General features: G+C 71.7%; 11 protein-coding genes. 10 read left to right on the top strand and 1 reads right to left on the bottom strand.

What is annotated here, in order from left to right; all coding sequences use genetic code 11:
- Positions 1-53: 53 nt before the first annotated feature.
- The gene (locus CLT71_RS15480; protein ID WP_486483278.1) at positions 54-3,767 is read right to left on the bottom strand and encodes a reprolysin-like metallopeptidase; all 3,714 of its coding nucleotides are present in this window, start codon (positions 3,765-3,767) and stop codon (positions 54-56) included.
- A 259-nt stretch (positions 3,768-4,026) separates the two neighbouring features.
- Here CLT71_RS15480 and CLT71_RS15475 point away from each other — a divergent pair, with 259 nt between their 5' ends.
- The 10 genes from CLT71_RS15475 (at position 4,027) to CLT71_RS15430 (ending at position 15,153) form a co-directional block, all read left to right on the top strand.
- On the top strand, positions 4,027-5,001 hold the full coding sequence (locus CLT71_RS15475; protein ID WP_101367732.1) for an endonuclease/exonuclease/phosphatase family protein: 975 nt from the start codon (positions 4,027-4,029) through the stop codon (positions 4,999-5,001).
- An 86-nt stretch (positions 5,002-5,087) separates the two neighbouring features.
- A complete protein-coding gene (locus CLT71_RS15470) occupies positions 5,088-6,386 on the top strand; it encodes a M16 family metallopeptidase (protein ID WP_101367731.1) in 1,299 nt (432 codons plus the stop codon).
- Positions 6,383-7,744 carry a M16 family metallopeptidase gene (locus CLT71_RS15465; RefSeq protein WP_101367730.1) on the top strand — a complete coding sequence of 454 codons (1,362 nt, stop codon included), beginning with the start codon at positions 6,383-6,385 and terminating at the stop codon, positions 7,742-7,744. Before CLT71_RS15470 ends, CLT71_RS15465 begins: the two co-directional genes overlap by 4 nt.
- Positions 7,745-7,906: 162 nt before the next feature.
- On the top strand, positions 7,907-8,932 hold the full coding sequence (locus CLT71_RS15460) for an aspartate-semialdehyde dehydrogenase (protein ID WP_101367729.1): 1,026 nt from the start codon (positions 7,907-7,909) through the stop codon (positions 8,930-8,932).
- A gap of 63 nt (positions 8,933-8,995) precedes the next feature.
- On the top strand, positions 8,996-9,463 hold the full coding sequence (locus CLT71_RS15455; RefSeq protein WP_101367728.1) for a PPOX class F420-dependent oxidoreductase: 468 nt from the start codon (positions 8,996-8,998) through the stop codon (positions 9,461-9,463).
- A gap of 250 nt (positions 9,464-9,713) precedes the next feature.
- Positions 9,714-10,130 (top strand): CBS domain-containing protein, encoded by a 417-nt coding sequence (locus tag CLT71_RS15450; RefSeq protein ID WP_101367727.1) that lies wholly within the window; start codon positions 9,714-9,716, stop codon positions 10,128-10,130.
- Between the two features lie 83 nt (positions 10,131-10,213).
- The gene (locus CLT71_RS15445; RefSeq protein ID WP_101367726.1) at positions 10,214-10,588 is read left to right on the top strand and encodes an SCP2 sterol-binding domain-containing protein; all 375 of its coding nucleotides are present in this window, start codon (positions 10,214-10,216) and stop codon (positions 10,586-10,588) included.
- Entirely contained in the window at positions 10,585-12,648 is a 2,064-nt protein-coding gene (locus CLT71_RS15440; protein WP_101367725.1) for a glycogen debranching N-terminal domain-containing protein, read from the top strand. Before CLT71_RS15445 ends, CLT71_RS15440 begins: the two co-directional genes overlap by 4 nt.
- A 61-nt stretch (positions 12,649-12,709) precedes the next feature.
- The gene (locus tag CLT71_RS15435; RefSeq protein ID WP_101367724.1) at positions 12,710-13,117 is read left to right on the top strand and encodes an SCP2 sterol-binding domain-containing protein; all 408 of its coding nucleotides are present in this window, start codon (positions 12,710-12,712) and stop codon (positions 13,115-13,117) included.
- On the top strand, positions 13,114-15,153 hold the full coding sequence (locus CLT71_RS15430) for a glycogen debranching N-terminal domain-containing protein (RefSeq protein ID WP_101367723.1): 2,040 nt from the start codon (positions 13,114-13,116) through the stop codon (positions 15,151-15,153). The genes CLT71_RS15435 and CLT71_RS15430 overlap by 4 nt, the downstream gene beginning before the upstream one ends.
- Positions 15,154-15,163: the final 10 nt, after the last annotated feature.

Raw genomic sequence — 15,163 nt, 5'->3', positions numbered from 1 at the left:
AGAAGGGCCTCTTCCCGCCGTACGTGCCGACGGGAAGAGGCCCTCTCCGCGACTCAGAGGACCAGGAGCGTCCCGCCGGTCAGGTTGATCTCCTTGCTGGTCAGGCCGGTCCAGTCGGTGGCGAGGAGCAGCCGGTCGCCCTCGGTCAGGGTGACCGCCACACTGTCCCTACCGCCGAGCGGTCCTCGGTCGGTACCGGTGACCCGCAGGCTCAGCCCGGTGGCCACCGTCACCTGTCGACGGGGATCGGTGACGTCGTAGAGGCCGGCCCGGGTACGCAGGTCCAGCCGGTCGACACCGCCGTCGGACCGTACGCCGAACGAGTCGAGCCCGACGCCACGGATCTCGTACCTGCGACCCTCCGACCGGAAGGAGAGCGTCGTCGTACCGGTACCGCCGAGCCGGGTCTGCGCGACAAGCAGACCGAAGTCGACCCGGGACTTCGCGTCCACCGGGTACGCCCCGGCCGACCTGGTCGGGGTCAGCGAGCCGCCGCCGAGCACCACCGAGGTGCCCGCCCCGGTCACCTCGACCCGAGCCGTCGTGCTGCCGGCGTAGTTGCCGCCGAGCGTGACGGTCACCTCGTGCCGGCCGGTCGGCAGGCTCGCCGGGCAACTCGCCACCGAGCCGAAGTCGTCGGTGCCGAGCGGTGCCGGTACGTCGGTGCAGAGGGTGCGGCCACCGGCGGCGAAGGTCACCGTCGCGGTCGAGACGTCACCCGGCCACGGCTCGGCACCGGAGTCCGGCGAGATCTCCCGCAGGGTGGCCTGGAGCAGCACGTCGGCGTTCCGGCCCGACCCGGAGACCAGGGTGTCCCCGGTGTAGGCCAGCTCGGCCGCCTCCGGCAGCACCCGGATGGTGAACGAGACCGTCCCGCTCTGCCCGTGCTGGTCGGCGACGGTCACCGTGACCGGGTAGTCGCCCGGGGTGGCCCGGTTGTTGCCGACGACGCCCCAGACCGCGGGTGCTCCGGCGCTGTCCGGATCCTCCGGCGTCCTGGCGCCGAGGGTCAGGCCGGCGGGGAGCCCGGTCGCGGTCGCGGTGAGTTGCCCCGGGCCGCCGTCCGGGTCGGTGGCGGTGACCCGCACCTCGGGCAGGATCGGGTCGCTGTACTGCACCGTCACCACCTCGCCACCGTCGAAGGTCACCTTCGGTGCGGCCCGGAGCACCAGGTCGGCGTCGTTGAGGTCGAAGAAGACGTTCCCGATGGCCTCGATCTTGATCCGGGCCGCCTTGGCGCCGACGTTCGGCAGGGTCACCGTCTCGGCGCCGTCGTTGGCGGTGCGCTCCGCGAGGACGTACCCGAAGGTCTTTCCGCCGTCCACGGAGAGCGAGATCTTCACCTCGCTCACCCCGACCGGCGCGGCGTCGGTGCCGGCCACGTCCCAGCTCACCGGCAGTGCCGTGCCGCCGGTCAGGGTCTGCGCGCCGGCCTGCGAGGTGACCAGGAACGGGCCGGCGGCCGGCGCCAGCCGAAGCGCCGTGTCGGCGCTGCCGATCCCGCCCGCGCCGGGGTTTCCGTCCCGGGCGGTGAGCCGGAAGTGCAGGGTCCGGTCACCGGTGAAGCCGACCCAGTCGGCGGTGGGCAGGAACTCCGAGTAGCAGTCGACGACCTCCGGCGGGACGTTGCTCGCCCCGCCGCTGGCCGGCGGCGGGGGTGCGGCCGGGCAGGTGCCGGTCTTCGCGTTGGTGTTGCCGGCGACGATCTGCGCCAGGTCCGGGAAGACCCGGGTCGGGTCGGTGGTGACCGCGTTCAGCCCGGGGGAGTGGTATTCCAGGGTGTCGGTCGGGCTGACGATCGCCGCCGTGCCGAACTGCCGGAACAGCGGACCGTTGGTCTTGGTGTTGTTGACCAGCGCCGTCCCGGCGGCGCTACCGCCGCTGACGCCGCCCCGGTCGTTCTGCTCCCAGAGGTACGTCACCGTGTCGCCGTCGGCGTCGGTGGCGCTGCCGGTAAGCGCGAACGGGGTACGGACCGGAATGGTGTACCCGGCCGGCGCGGTCACCACCGGTGCCGAGTTGCCGGTCTGCTCGACCCGCCAGCCGCCGTTGTCGATCGGGCCGCCCTTGACCGTCTCGCCGACGAACCCGTCCGCGCCGCTGGCGTCGGTGACGGCGAGCGCACCGACGTTCACCGCTGCCACCGGGCCACCGGCGAAGGTGACCTGGAAGCCGGTGTCGTCGAGCACGCCGGTGCCGCCGAACGGCGCGATCGCGACGAGCGCACCGGCCGGCCAGCCGTCGATCGCCTCGATCGCCGCCCTGATCCCGGCCGCGCTGTAGTTGCCGCCCCGGACGATCGGCGCCGACTCGGCACCGCCGAAGCGCAGCCGGAACGAGTCGCCGTCGGTGTCGAAGTCGCGCAGCGAGACGTTCTGCACCTCGTTGACGGCCGGCCGGGTCGAGGTGACGTACGTGGTGATCTCGGTGTAGCTGCGCTGCGACCAGTACGGGTCGCTGTGCGGTTGCAGGTTGTCCTGCTGGCAGATGCCGGCGTACGCCATGATCGACGAACCGCTGCCCGGCTCGTACGAGTTGGCGGCGCTGCGGTTGCCGCCCGAGCAGTTCCACTGGGTGCCGTTGAAGGTGTGGTTGCCGGCGAACTGGTGGCCGATCTCGTGCGAGACGTAGTCGACCGCGAAGAAGTCGCCGACCGGGGTCGGCAGGCCGGTGCAGCCGCGCGCCTTGTTCGCCCCGCCGACCACGCCCAGCCCGGCGATCCCGCCGCCGTTGACGCCGAGCCCGATGTGCCCGACGTCGTAGTTCGACGCCCCGACGAGCTGGCCGAGCACGATGTTGTTGCGGTTCAGCGTGGCCCCGGCACAGGAGGTGAGCTGCGCCGCCGTGTAGCAGGGTGCCGCACCGCACGGCCCGTTCGCCCCGGTCGCCTCGGCCGGGGTGTTCAGGTTGGTCTTCTCGGTCTCGTCGACGAGCACCAACCGGATCGCCGTCTCGTCCTCGTAGATCTGGGTCACCCGGTTCACCAGCGTCACCTTGGCGGCGGTGACGTTCGCCGCCCCGAAGTAGCTGGCGTAGGAGGGGTCGGTCACCAGGGCCAGCCGGTACGTCCGCAGCGTCACGTCTCCGCCCGCCGGGTCCGGGGCGGCGGCCACGTCGTCGGCGAGTTCCCCGGCGGCGTGCGCCACGTCCTCCCGCTCGACGAACGGCTCGTCGGGGTTCGTGGTGTCCCGCACGTGGTAGCTGGCGTACCGGCCCTGGTCGGACCGGCTGTACGGGTCGACGTACCAGACGCCGCGTTCGGACCGGACGGAGGCGTGGAAGCCCAGCGGGGTGAGGTCGGCCCGGACGGTCGCGGTCGGATCGTCGACGCCCCGGCCGGCGTACGTCCGGATCTCCGGGTGCCGGGCGGCCAGGCCGGGCGCCATCACCGGTGAGTCGACGAGCGCGAACCGCTGGAAGGTGCCGTCCGGTGCCGGCAGCGTCACCACCAGGGGCCGGGTCGGGGCGGTGCCGATGCGCTCCTCGGGTGCCCGGTCGAGGGTGGCGGCCAGGCTCGCCCGGTCCAGGGCGTACCCGGTGAACCGCTCGGCCCGGATGTCGGTGGGGCCGGCGGACCGGGCGGCGCTGGAACCGTCGGCCAGCCGGGTCCACGGGTTGGCCGGCCCGGCCGGCGCGGCGTTGGCCGGGGTGGCGGTGACCAGCACCGGGAGTACACCGGCGGCGAGGGCGGCCACCGCGAGGGTGGCCAGGCGTCGGCGGGGTGCCGGCCGGCCGTGGCGGGCGGCCGGTGTCGAGGGGGTCGTCAACTCTGTCTCCTTGGGACTGCTCCGATGTCTCCCTGGGACTACTCCGAGCGCCGGTCGGTCGCGCGGGCGTTCCTGCCACCCGGCCAGGTCCATCGACAAGTATCGCGCGGGTGATCCGCACGATAGGCGCCCGAACCGCCCGTGAACAGCCTCCGGGCGGCCCGAAGCGGGAACCCGCCACTGTGTCCGGTGCCCTTGAGAGGCCACCCACGGTCGTGTATCTCTGATCCTCTGTATGCCTATCGAACGGGGGACACTGATGAGATCGACACGGTGGCGGCTGGCGGTGACGTCGGCGGTGCTGGGCGCGGTGGCCGCGCTGGGTCTTCCCGGTGCCGCACTGGGGACCGGCGGTGCCGCACTGGGGGCCGGCGGTGCCGGGCCGGAGGCGTCCGAGGTCGCGGCGGTACCGGCCCGGACGGTCAAGATCATGAGTTGGAACGCCTGCGGCAACAACTCGGCCTGCAAGTTCTACGAGGACCCGAACGGGCTGATCGGGACCATCCGCTGGCACATGCGCAACCACGGCACCCCGATGGACGCGGCGATCATCCAGGAGGCGTGCAGTTCCTTCGCCAAGCCGCTCGAATACCAACTGGAGGACCACTACGGCTACGGCTGGGACGTCCGGTTCGCGCCGATCAAGCTGAAGCAGACCGCCGACCCGGCGACCTCCCCCAACAAGCAGTGCGTACGCGGCCGGGGCGACTACGGGATCATGCTCGCGGTACCGGACGAGAACACCTGGTGGGAGGCGCGTTACCTGCCCTCGGCCGACGGTGCGGAGTGGCGGGTGGCGATGTGCGCCACAGTCGACTCCTGGTGGGTGAAGCTCTGCAACGCACACTTCAGCTACAACGGCGACGACCCGTCGTACGCGTTCCGCACCCAGCAGGTCGCCGCCTACCAGGCGTACGTCTGGCCGTCCCGGTTCCGGGTGATCTTCGGTGGTGACCTCAACCTGCAACCGCCGGCCAACGTGAGCTACCCGGGTGGCGGCCTGACGCCGATCTACGACTCCTTCGTGGAGTGCGCCCAGGCGAGTACCGCCTCCCCGCGTACCGGTCCGGGCACCTACTACACCAGCAAGCCGCACGACAACGCCAAGACGATCAAGGTCGACTACCTCTTCACCAACGCCGGACTGCCGCACACCTGCGGCCGACCCGGTTCCCCGGTCGAGTCCTCCGACCACCTGCCGATCTGGATGACCGTCGACCTGCCGGCCACCTGAGTTCCGCCGACCCGGGACGTACCGCGCGTCCCGCCCCCGGCGGGGTTGTCCCCGCCGGGGCGGGACGATCGGATAGCGTCGTGGCCATGCCCGAGACCGGTTATCCCTGGCCGATCGAGACCACCCGGCTGGACAACGGCCTGCGCGTGGTGGTCAGCGAGGATCGCAGCGCCCCCGTCGTCGCGGTCAACCTCTGGTACGACGTCGGCTCACGACACGAACCCGACGGTCAGACCGGGTTCGCCCACCTCTTCGAACACCTGATGTTCGAGGGGTCGGTGAACGTGGCCAAGACCGAGCACATGCGGTTGGTGCAGGGCTCTGGCGGCTCGCTGAACGCGACCACCAACCCGGACCGGACCAACTACTTCGAGACGCTGCCCGCAGAGCACCTGGCGCTCGCGCTCTGGCTGGAGGCCGACCGGATGGGCGGCCTGGTGCCGGCGCTGACCCAGGAGACCCTGGACAACCAGCGTGAGGTGGTGAAGAACGAGCGGCGGCAGCGCTACGAGAACGTCCCGTACGGCGATGCCTGGCTGCGCCTGCTGCCGCTGCTCTATCCGCCCGGGCACCCCTACCACCACGCCACGATCGGCTCGATGGCCGACCTGAACGCCGCCGACCTGGCCACCTTCCAGGCGTTCCACACCACCTACTACGCGCCGAACAACGCGGTGCTGACGGTGGCCGGCGACGCCTCGGCCGACGAGGTCTTCGCGCTTGCCGAGCGCTACTTCGGCAGGCTGGTGCCGCAGCGGGACATCCCACCGGCCCCGGACGGCACGTCGGTGCCGAGCAGCGGAGCGCCGGTCCGGGAGACGGTCACCGCGGACGTGCCCGCCCCGAGGATCTACCTCGCGCACCGGACCCACCCGTTCGGCGGCCCCGGCTACGACACGGTGACCGTGCTGGCCGCGCTGCTCGGCAGCGGCCGGGGCAGCCGGCTCTACCAGCGGCTCGCCGACGGCGCCCGGCTCGCCCAGCCGGACAGCGTCGGCGCGTTCGGCGTCGACCTGGCGTACGCGCCGGCTCCGCTGCTCGTCACCGCCACCGCCCGGGACGGGGTCACCGGCGAGGAGTTGGAGGCGGGACTCGTCGAGGTGCTGGACGGGCTGGCCGACGGGGTGACCGAGGCCGAACTCGACCGGGCCAAGGCGCTGCTCACCACCGCCTGGTGGCGGCAGCTCGCCAGCGTCGACGGCCGGGCCGACATCCTCGGCCGGCACGCCACCCAGCTCGGCGATCCGGCCCGGGCCGGCGACCGGCTGCCGGGCTGGCTCTCGGTCACCACGGAGCAGGTGACCGCGCTCGCCGCCGAGCTGCTCCGGCCCGAGGACCGGGCGACCCTGACCTACCTGCCGGAGACCGAGGAAGAGGCGTCATGACCGAGCCGGGTCCCATCCTGATCACCGAACGGCCGCCGACCGGCCCTGCCCGGCCGTACACCTTCCCGACGGTGGTCCGCAGGACGGTGGCCGGGGGCCGGGTGGTCGCGGCCCACCTGCCGGGGCACCGCCTCGCCGTCGCGGTGCTGCTGCTCGACGGCGGCGCCGGGCGCGAGCCGCTGGGCCGGGAGGGGCTTTCCGGGGTACTCGCCAAGGCGCTGGAGGAGGGGACGACCCGGCGCGACTCCACGGCGTACGCGCTGGCGCTGGAGGGGCTTGGCACCGAGCTGAACATCAGCACCGACTGGGACGCGTTCCAGGTCAGCGTGCAGGTGCCGGTCGAGCGGCTGCCGACGGCGGTGGAGTTGCTGACCGAGGCCGTCCGGACCCCGCGGCTGGACCCGGCGGACATCACCCGGGTACGCGACGACGAGGTCACCGCGCTGCGGATGTACTGGGCCAACCCGGGGCCACGGGCCGACGCCGCGCTCCGGGCCGACCTGTTCGGTGCCGACCAGCGGCACGGCCGCCCGATGGACGGCGATCCCGACTCGGTGGCCGCCGTCACCGTCGACGACGTCACGGCCTTCCACGCCGCCTGGCTGACCCGGTTCGGCACCCTGCTGGTCGTCGGCGACCTCGACCGGATCGACCTGGACGCGCTCGGCACCACCGCGTTCGCCGGGGCGGACGGTGCGGTGCAGCCGGCCGGCCCGCCGCTGGAGGTGCCGGTCCGCGACGAGCGGCGGATCATCCTGGTCGACCGGCCCGGCTCGGTCCAGTCCACGCTGCGGCTCGGGCACCCGGCACCGCACCGGGCCCACCCGGACCACGTGCCGATGACGCTGGCCGCCACGGTGCTCGGCGGGGCGTTCACCTCCCGGCTGAACCACCTGATCCGGGAGGTACGCGGCTACACGTACGGGATCAGGGCCGAGTTCGGCCACTCGCGGCGGTTCGGTCGGTTCGTGGTCAGCTCCGGGGTGCAGACCGCGGTGACCGCGCCGGCCCTGGTCGACGCGGTGGGCGAGATCACCCGTACCCGGGAAGCCGGGGTGACCGAGTCGGAGCTGGAGGTGGCCCGCGCCTGGCGGGCCGGGCAGCTCTCGGTGGAGTTGCAGGCTCCCCGGGCGATCGCCAGTGCGCTCGCCACGCTCGTCGTGCACGACCTGCCGGACGACTACCACTCGACGCTGCGCGAGCAGTTGCTGTCGACCGCCGAGCCGGCGGTGTCGGCTGCGGCGGCGACGCACCTGAACCCGCAGGGGCTGACCCTGGTGATCGAGGGCGACGCGGCGGTGATCCGGGACGAGCTGGCCGCCACCGGGCTCGGCGAGGTGGTCGACGCCGCCGGTTGACGTCCCCCGCCGGGCCGCCCCGGACGGGTGGCCCGGCCGGTCCGTCGCACCCCGGCGTCCGCGACGTGCTGGTCTCCGGTGGCGGCCGGGAAGAGCCCGGATGCTGGGCGGTGTGGTAATCGGCTTGCCCGGCCGCCCGAGCGGCTGGGTAGCCTCGGCGGTATGAGGATCGGGATTGTGGGGGCCACCGGGCAGGTCGGTGGCGTGATGCTGCGGATACTCGCCGAACGCCAGTTTCCGGTGGACGAGCTGCGGCTCTTCGCCTCGGCTCGGTCGGCGGGGCGCACCGTGCCCTGGCGGGACGGTGAGCTGACCGTCGAGGACGCGGAGACCGCCGACTACGCCGGGCTGGACATCGCGCTCTTCTCGGCCGGAAAGGGCACGAGCAAGACGCTCGCCCCCCGGGTCGCCGAGGCCGGCGCGGTGGTGATCGACAACTCGTCGGCCTGGCGGATGGATCCCGAGGTGCCCCTGGTGGTCGCCGAGGTCAACCCGCACGCCGCCGCCGTACGCCCCCGGGGCATCATCGCCAACCCGAACTGCACCACGATGGCGGCGATGCCGGTGCTGCGCCCGCTGCACGCCGAGGCCGGCCTGGTCAGCCTGGTGGTGGCGACCTACCAGGCGGTCTCCGGCTCGGGGCTGGCCGGGGTCGCCGAGCTGGACGAGCAGGTCCGCAAGGTCGCCGACGGTGCCGCCGCGCTCGCCTTCGACGGTCGGGCCGTCGAGTTCCCGGCCCCCCGGCAGTACGCCGAGCCGATCGCCTTCAACGTGCTGCCGCTGGCCGGTGCGATCGTCGACGACGGGTCGGCGGAGACCGACGAGGAGCAGAAGCTCCGCAACGAGAGCCGCAAGATCCTGGAGATTCCCGAGCTGAAGGTCTCCGGCACCTGTGTCCGGGTGCCGGTCTTCACCGGGCACTCGTTGCAGGTGAACGCGAGGTTCGCCCGGCCGCTGAGCCCGGAGCGGGCCCGCGAGCTGCTGACCGGGGCGCCCGGGGTGGCGCTGGCGGACGTACCGACCCCGCTGCTGGCGGCCGGGCAGGACCCGACGTACGTCGGGCGGCTCCGGGCCGACGAGACCGTCGAGCACGGGTTGGCCTTCTTCTGCTCCAACGACAACCTGCGCAAGGGTGCGGCGCTGAACGCCGTGCAGATCGCCGAGCTGGTGGCCGGCGAGTCGCGCTGACGTCCGACCCCGTCCCCGCCGGGCTTCCTACGGCGGGGACGGGCGAGTGGCGGGTAGGGTTGGATGATCTTCCCTCCGGAGGTGGGCGTGGTGGACGACCGGACGACACAGGCGCTGCTCGGCATCATCCGGGACGGGTCGCTCGGCGTACTGGCGACGATCAAGCGGGACGGCCGCCCGCAACTGTCCAATGTGAACTACTGCTACGACCCCGAGCGCCGGTTGATCCGGGTCTCCATCACCGCCGACCGCGCGAAGACCGCCAACCTGCGCCGCGACCCCCGGGCGAGCTTCCAGGTGAGCACCGCCGACGGTTGGGCGTACGCGGTCGCCGAGGGCGTCGCCGAACTGACCCCGGTGGCGGCCGAGCTGGCCGACCCGACGGTCGAGGAGCTGATCGACGTCTACCGGGCGGTCCAGGGTGAGCACCCGGACTGGGACGACTACCGCCGGGCGATGGTCGCCGACCGCCGACTCGTGCTGCGGCTCCCGGTCGACCGGGTGTACGGCGCACCGCCGCGCGGCCGGTAACGCCGCCCGATCTCCGTCCACGTCGGACCGGACTGCCGCGCACGTCGCCGGCCCGGCCGTCGCCCCTTCGTGCGCCCTCGGTGAGAACCGCCCACCGGGTACTTCCCGGGCGATCCAGCGCGCCCGGGACAACAGCGCTTCCCTGACGACACCCTGCTGCCCGAACGGGACCCCCTCAGCCGACCCTGCGGCGTTACGTCGAGGTCTGCCCGGGTAGACCGCCTCGGCCGACCTTGAGAGGGGAGCAGGGATGACGACCGTCGGAGAGTTCATGACGACCCGCCTGGTGACCATGGACGGCGGCGACACGCTCACCGCTGCCGCCCAGGAGATGCGGGACAGCGCCATCGGCGACGTGATCGTGACCAACGGGGACGACGTGATAGGTATCGTCACCGACCGCGACATCACAGTACGCGGGGTGGCCGAGGAGCTTAACCCGTCGAGCGCCACACTCAGTCAGATCCTCAGCCAGGACGTGGTGACCGTGTCGCAGTACGACGACGCGGTGGCCGCCGCCGACCTGATGCGCACGTACGGGATCCGGCGGTTGCCGGTGGTCGAGGAGGGTCGGCTGATCGGGCTGGTCTCCCTCGGTGACCTGGCGGTCGAGCGGGAGCCGCAGTCCGTGCTCGCCGACATCAGTGCCGATGAACCGAACAACTGAGACCGGCCCGACGAGCCCGGGTGACAACGGCGTCCCCGGACTCGTCGGGCTGCGCGGGTCGGTGAGGAGAAGAGGACAGGCCGATGGATCTGACCACGGAGTTCTTCGAGGGGCTCAACCACCGCCCCCCGGCACCGTTGCTGAGTCGGGTCCGTGGGACCGTTCGCTTCGAACTCGAGTCGGATACCGGCCTCGACGTCTGGCTGCTGGTGCTCAGCTCCGGCAGCGTCAGCGCCACCCAGGCGGACCGTCCGGCGGACTGCACGGTGCGGACCGACCGCGACTTCTTCAACCGGCTCGCCAGCGGCGAGGTGAACCCGATCGCGGCGCTGCTGCGTAACCGGGTCACCGTCGAGGGAAACCTCGGCCTCTACGGGTACCTGCACCACCTGGTGCCCGGCCCGCCGGGCTCGCACGAACCACGGGAATGGGTGCGGCAGCGGGGGCAGCGGTCATGAAACCACTTGTCAGCATCCTCGACGGAAACACCTTCGTGGTCAGCGACAACCGGGGTGACATCGATCCGTCGCCGACCTTCCCCACCGGGCTCTTCTCGTTCGACACCCGGTTCCTGTCCAAATGGGAACTGACCGTCGACGGAAACCGGCTCAACGTGCTCTCCGTCGACGACCTCCAGTACTTCGAGTCGCAGTTCTTCCTGGTCCCGGGCGAGCCGACGCACTACGTGGACGCCGGGCTCTCGATCATCCGGCACCGGACCGTCGGCGGCAGCTTCGTCGAGGACCTGACCGTGCTCAACCACCAGGACCAGACGGCCGAACTGATCGTCCGGATCAACGCCGAGAGCGACTTCGCCGACCTGTTCGAGATCAAGGACGTCCAGGAGAAGGTCGGCACCACCACCGCGATCGTCGACGACGGCCAACTGCGCCTCTGCTACCAGCGGGAGACCTACCGCCGCGAGACGGTGATCACCTCCAGCGCGCCCGCCGAGTTCGACGAGCGCGGGCTCACCTTCGTACTCCGGATCGGGGCGCACCAGCAGTGGCAGACCCGGCTGCGGGTGGAGACCCTGGTGGAGGGGGCCGGGGGGCGGGACATCCGGCTCAGCATCGCGCGACACCAGAGCCGCTCCCCGCAGGAACTTCGGCAGGATCTGGACGGCTGGCTGGACCGGGCGCCAAAGCTCTCCAGCGACAGCGATGCGCTGACCGAGACGTACCAGCGCAGCCTGACCGATCTGGCCGCGCTGCGGTACATCCCGCTGATCTCCGGGCCGCCGTTGCCGGCCGCCGGCCTGCCCTGGTTCATGACGATGTTCGGCCGGGACAGCCTGATCACCTGCCTGCAGTCGCTGCCCTTCACACCGGAACTGGCCGCGCCGACCCTGAACTATCTCGCCATCACCCAGGGGGTGAGTCTGGACGACTTCCGGGAGCGTGAGCCGGGAAAGATCCTGCACGAGATCCGGTACGGCGAGTCGACGGCGTTCGAGGAGCAGCCGCACTCGCCCTACTTCGGCTCGGCCGACTCGACCCCGCTCTTCGTGATCCTGCTCGACGAGTACGAGCGGTGGAGCGGGGACACCGAGCTGGTCGAGACGCTGGAGCACGAGGCCCGGGCCGCGCTTACCTGGATCGACAGGTACGGGGACCTGATGGGCAACGGCTACATCTGGTTCGAGCGGCGGAACCTGCGCAACGGCCTGGAGAACCAGTGCTGGAAGGACTCCTGGGACGGCATCTCGTACTCCGACGGGCGGCTGCCGGCCTTTCCTCGGGCCACCTGCGAACTGCAGGGCTACGCCTACGACGCCAAGATGCGCGGCGCCAGGCTCGCCCGGCTGGTCTGGCAGGACCCGGTCTACGCCGATCAACTGGAGCGGGAGGCGGCGGACCTGAAGCAGCGGTTCAACCGGGACTTCTGGGTGGAAGACGGCGAGTACTACGCGCTAGCCCTGGACACCGAGGGCGGCCAGGTGGACGCGCTCTCGTCGAACATGGGTCACCTGCTGTGGAGCGGCATCGTCGACGAGGACCGGGCCGCGAAGGTGGCCGAGCACCTGCTCGGGCCGAGGCTCTTCTCCGGCTGGGGGGTGCGGACCCTGGCCGAGGGGGAGGGCCGGTACAACCCGATCGGCTACCACGTCGGCACGGTCTGGCCCTTCGACAACTCGCTGATCGCCTGGGGCCTGCGCCGGTACGGCTTCCGGCACGAGGCCGGCCAGATCGCCGAGGCGATGATCGAGGCGGGGCGGTACTTCGGCGGCCGGCTCCCGGAGGCGTTCGCCGGCTACGACCGGGCGCTGACGAAGTACCCGGTGCAGTACCCGACGGCGTGCAGCCCGCAGGCGTGGTCGACAGGTACCCCGATGCTGCTGATCCGGACCCTGCTCGGCCTGGACCCGCACGGCGAGCACCTGGTCGTGGACCCCGCCCTGCCGGAGCGGATGGGCCGGATGGAGCTGCTGGACATCCCGGGCCGGTGGGGTCTGATCGACGCCTTCGGTCGGGGCCGGGCGGAGCACAGCCGGACGCCGCCGCGCCTGCTGGAGTGACCGACCACCCCTTCGCCGGGGTGCGCGCTGCCAAACGAGTTGGAAAGGGAGGCATCATCCGATGGCGGATCCGACCGCCGAGTTCTTCAGCCGGGTCGAGGAGCACGGGCCGGACCTACTGCCACCGCACGCCAGGGGAACGATCCGGTTCGACCTCGGCCAGGACGGCCACGTCGACCACTGGTTCGTCGCGATCAACCGGGGCAGCGTGCTGGTCTCGCACGAGTTGCGCGACGCGGACACAGTGGTCGAGACCGACAAGGCGTTGTTCGACAGGTGTGCGACGGGTGAGGCCCAGGTGGTCGCCGCGTACAACCGGAACGACGTGACCGTGCGGGGCAACCTGCCGCTGCTGCTGATGTTCCGGCGGGTCTTCCCGTCGCCGCCGGGCACCCGGGATCCCCGGGAGCGGGTCCGGGAGCGGTTCGCCGGCAGCGTCGGCGCCGGGCGACGGGGGCGCGGGTCGTGAAGGAGCTGGTAAGCATCCTGGACGGCAACACGTTCGTGGTCAGCGACGCCCGGGGTGACGTCGAGCCGTCGCCGGACTATCCCTCCGGACTCTTCGCCTGGGACACCCGTTTCCTCTCCAGGTGGGTGCTCACGATCGACGGCGAGCGGCTGCACCCGCTCTCCACCGACGATCTCCAGTACTTCGAGTCGCGGTTCTTCCTGGTGCCCGGCGAGCCGACCCACTACGTGGACGCGAAGACCTCGGTGATCCGGCACCGCTCCCTCGGCGGGGCGTTCGAGGAAGAGTTGACGGTGCTCAACCACCGGGACGAGACGGTGATGCTGACCCTGCGGATGGAGGTCGACTCCGACTTCGCGGACGTCTTCGACGCCCGGGAGGCCCGAACCCTGCCGGGGCGGGCGACCAGGTTCGTCGAGGACGGCCGGCTGCGATTGCGCCACCAACGGGACAGGCACGTCGCCGAGACGATCGTCAGCAGCAGCCAGCCGGCCGAGATCGACCCCGACGGGTTGACCTTCCGGATCGAGCTCGGGGCGCACGGAACCTGGTCGACGACCCTCCGGGCGATCGGCACCGTCCAGGGCGCCGGCGGCCGGGACGTCCGGGAGAACCTGCGCGGCTACCGGCAGGACCGGCCGGAGAAGCGCCGCGAACTGCAGGAGTGGCTGGCCCTCGCACCGAAGCTCACCTGTGACTCCGAGACGCTCGGGGAGGCCTACCGGCGTAGTTTGATCGACCTCGCCGCCCTGCAGTACACCGGGTTGACCAGCCAGGTGCGGGTGATGGCGACCGGGCTGCCCTGGTACATGACGCTGTTCGGCAGGCACAGCCTGATCACCGGTTTCCAGGCCCTGCCGTTCATGCCGCAGATCGCCCGCAGCGCGCTGTGGGTGCTCGCGCTGTTGCAGGGCAGCCGGATCGACGACTTCCGGGACGAGGAACCGGGCAAGATTCTGCACGAGATCCGGTACGGCGAACCGGGCGGCTTCGAGGACACCCCGTACACCACCTACTACGGCACGGCGGACTGCACGCCGCTCTTCGTGATCCTGCTCGACGAGTACGAGCGGTGGACCGGGGACGCCGAGACGGTGCGACTGATGGAGTACGAGGTCCGGTCGGCGCTCACCTGGGTCGACACGTACGCCAACCTGATGGACGACGGCTACGTCTGGTACGAGTGCCGCAGCCCCGGCGGGTTGGCGAACCAGGGCTGGAAGGACTCCTGGAACGCCGTCACGTACGCCGACGGCCGGCTGCCCGGCAAGCCCCGGGCCACCTGCGAGTTACAGGGGTACGCGTACGACGCCAAGATCCGTGCCGCCCGGCTGGCCCGTACGTTCTGGAACGACCCGGCGTACGCGGACCGGCTGGAGCGGGAGGCGGCCGACCTGCGCGCCCGGTTCAACCGGGACTTCTGGATCGCCGACCGGGGCTACTACGCGCTCGCCCTCGACGCCGAGGGTGGCCAGGTCGACGCCCTCGCCTCGAACATGGGCCACCTGCTCTGGAGCGGCATAGTGGACGAGTCCCGGGCCGAGCAGGTGGCCGACCACCTGCTCAGCCGGCCGCTCTTCTCCGGCTGGGGCGTCCGGACCCTCGCCTACGACCAGGCCTGGTACAACCCGGTGGGCTACCACAACGGCGCGATCTGGCCGTCGGACAACTCGATAATCGCCATGGGCCTGCGTCGGTACGGCTTCGCCGACCAGGCCGCCCGGGTGGCGGTGACGATGATCGAGGCGTCCCGGTATTTCGGTGGCCAGCTGCCGGAGGCGTTCGCCGGCTACGACCGCCGGCTCACCCGGTATCCGGTGCAGTATCCACGGGCGTGCAAGCCGCACTGCTCGTCGGCCGGGACGTCGCTGGCCTTGCTGCGTACCCTGCTCGGGCTGCGGCCGCACCAGGACCACCTGACGATCGATCCGGCGATTCCGGAGCGGCTCGGCCGGATCGAGCTGCTCGACATCCCGGGCCGGTGGGGCCGGACCGACGCGTTCGGCCGGGGGCGGGTGCGGCTGGAACCCGAGTGAGGGGCCCGAC

This window comes from Plantactinospora sp. CNZ320 (assembly GCF_002846275.1).
This window is presented reverse-complemented; position numbering and strand designations above follow the sequence as displayed.

Excerpts from the sequence above, each read along its gene's own strand:
- CLT71_RS15475 (WP_101367732.1), top strand. The coding sequence starts at position 4,027 with ATGAGATCGACACGGTGGCGGCTGGCGGTGACGTCGGCGGTGCTGGGC.
- CLT71_RS15470 (WP_101367731.1), top strand. The coding sequence starts at position 5,088 with ATGCCCGAGACCGGTTATCCCTGGCCGATCGAGACCACCCGGCTGGAC.
- CLT71_RS15465 (WP_101367730.1), top strand. The coding sequence starts at position 6,383 with ATGACCGAGCCGGGTCCCATCCTGATCACCGAACGGCCGCCGACCGGC.
- CLT71_RS15460 (WP_101367729.1), top strand. The coding sequence starts at position 7,907 with ATGAGGATCGGGATTGTGGGGGCCACCGGGCAGGTCGGTGGCGTGATG.
- CLT71_RS15455 (WP_101367728.1), top strand. The coding sequence starts at position 8,996 with ATGATCTTCCCTCCGGAGGTGGGCGTGGTGGACGACCGGACGACACAG.
- CLT71_RS15450 (WP_101367727.1), top strand. The coding sequence starts at position 9,714 with ATGACGACCGTCGGAGAGTTCATGACGACCCGCCTGGTGACCATGGAC.
- CLT71_RS15445 (WP_101367726.1), top strand. The coding sequence starts at position 10,214 with ATGGATCTGACCACGGAGTTCTTCGAGGGGCTCAACCACCGCCCCCCG.
- CLT71_RS15440 (WP_101367725.1), top strand. The coding sequence starts at position 10,585 with ATGAAACCACTTGTCAGCATCCTCGACGGAAACACCTTCGTGGTCAGC.
- CLT71_RS15435 (WP_101367724.1), top strand. The coding sequence starts at position 12,710 with ATGGCGGATCCGACCGCCGAGTTCTTCAGCCGGGTCGAGGAGCACGGG.